We start from the raw sequence: 2,305 nt of genomic DNA, 5'->3' as shown, positions 1-2,305 counted from the left end.
TTTGTCTGGTCATATGCAAGTAAGTTCATAGTTTCAATTCCGATTCAATAACTAAGCGTTGTAGTGAGTTAAGAGAATCAAAATGGTATAGAAACCTATTTCAGCTGCTAAAGAGACGTGTCTCAAAAGCCGGTCAAAGGCTATGAGTTATGTGTATTTTAAGAGCGGAACTAAAAAATCAGACGGAGAGTGAAACCAATGAACAAATCTTCTTAAGACACCAACTCCTGCGCATACAAATACAGCGCCTTCAGTTGCGCCATCTTCTCAGTATTGTCTTCATGCAAACTCGCCAGCGACTCCAGCTCCAGCAGGAACGCCTGCACCCGCTCGGCATTTAACGCTTCGCGGCGATGCTGCAACCAGCGCTGCTGCTCGGCGTCATCCAGCGTGCCAGGGAAATTACGTGCGCGATAGCGGAACAATAGCTTAGCAATGCGCTTATCTTCGAAGGTCAAATCCAGCGCCGGTAAGTTCTGCGGCGGCGTCTGGCGGATAATATTCATACCTGCGCGGTCGGCATCGCTGAAGAAACCGTCAGACAACTGCGCATCCACATCATCCGAAGGTGTAAACGGCTCGGCGTCGGCAAACAGCGCCACCACTTTCTCACGCACTTCGGCGTGGTCACGCAGCAGCTTAAGATTAGCGAGGCACTGCTGACGATCGATATTCAGGCGCGCGGCATCTTCCGGACGCAGCGTGCTGGCGGGCGCCAGCACCGGACACTTATTGATGTGCACCAGCTTGATCGGCACCGCAGGCAGATCGCCCAAATCGCTGTGACGGGTATACAAACGCTCACGCAGTTCATCTGATCCTAGCTCTAGCAGCGGCGACATATCACCGGCCAGATCGGCAACAATCAGCGCGTTGCGGTTATCCGGATGCCACGCCAGCGGCACAATCCAGCTGGTGTTACCGCGCGCCGCAATTTACGTTACTTCAGAGCAAATCAGATTATTTCAACTTTAACATCTGACTGCACCAGCAGCTCTGCATTCTCACCATTGTGGTTATAAACTTCATATTTGACGCCCGCAACGGTAATGGTGCCTTTTTGATGCGTCCACTGCTCGATATCACCACCTTCCGGCATAATATCTTTCAGTTGAATAACATCATTTTTATCGCCCTGAATCATCAGTTGCTTGGTATCATCTTCAGTGAAAAGACCTTCCTCGCCATAAGTCAGCAAATCTTCCACGGTGATAACCTTGGTGGTGCTTTCACCATCTTGCAGGTCAATAATCGCTTTGGATTCGACAAGGCCATTTAACTCAACCTTGCTGTCATCATGGGTAGCGATGTTGGCGCTATTACTGTCGTAGCCGTAATCGGGGTTTCCTGGGTTATTTCCCCATACAACGTTATCAATCAGAACATTAGCCTGACCATAGGTATCGATCGCAACACGATAGATTAGCTGACCAGCAGGTGCAGTATAGTTTACGAAGCTACTATAACTACCGGAATGTATTACATTGTTATAGGCATCATAAAAAGTCACGTCGACATAACCTTCCAGGCTGAATTGGATGTCAGTAGTCTGGCCGACAGTAAAGCTAAAAATATCATCAGGTGAAAGCTTCAGCTTTCCGTTTTCGGTATAAGCCACGCCGGTTAGAACTCCGAAATTGTCAAGTCCTGTACCTGCGGTAAATGAATATGCAACTCCAGCTGGAATATTAAAATATGAGGCACCTTTACCTGGAAAATCACTGGATGCACCATAAATAACACTTGCAATACCCATTCCCCCTTTATCTTTAACCGTAACTGTCACCTTGCCAATCAATTCACCTTGTGGCGCTACAAATCCTGATTCTTTTACAACTCCCTCGTTTGCTACACCAACTTTGGAACCGAAGTCCGAAGATCCCAAATATTTACCTGCGGATGTGTAATAAGCTAACCGTGCCCAGCCACTGTCGGACAGCCCATTAACTGCCATATAAAAATCAGTAGAATTTGCTATTTCAAAAGTGACACTTTTCGCAGCGTTATCACCGTCATCAAGAAACTTAAGGTAACCTGGTTCCTTTTTAACTATCGCTTGGTTTTTAGAATACAGAGTACCTTCCACTAATTTTAAGGTGGCCCCGTTTATTGAACGGAAAGTGTATCCTGAACTAAATGACCTGCTTCCTGTCATGACCGCTTGATCATTATCAAAGCTTTGAGCGTAGTAACCTTCACCCGATTTTCCGGTACCCACCAACGTAAACCTGGCTTCATTTGAAGGGTCGCTGACGCCTGCTGATTTTACTTCTCTTGCGGTGATACTGTGGAAACCTGAAGAATA

General features: G+C 47.0%; 2 pseudogenes. Both read right to left on the bottom strand.

The annotated features are described in order from the left end of the window. Positions 1–212: 212 nt before the first annotated feature. Positions 213–932: pseudogene (gene sbcB / locus BM323_RS24175) on the bottom strand (exodeoxyribonuclease I); the annotation flags it as partial. Positions 933–955: 23 nt separating this feature from the next. Then, positions 956–2,305: pseudogene (locus BM323_RS24550) on the bottom strand (hypothetical protein); the annotation flags it as partial.

This window comes from Pantoea sp. YR525 (assembly GCF_900116775.1).
In the GTDB taxonomy this organism is placed as follows: domain Bacteria; phylum Pseudomonadota; class Gammaproteobacteria; order Enterobacterales; family Enterobacteriaceae; genus Pantoea; species Pantoea symbiotica.
The sequence above is the reverse complement of the archived record's forward strand: the minus strand, read 5'-3'. Positions and strand labels throughout refer to the sequence as shown.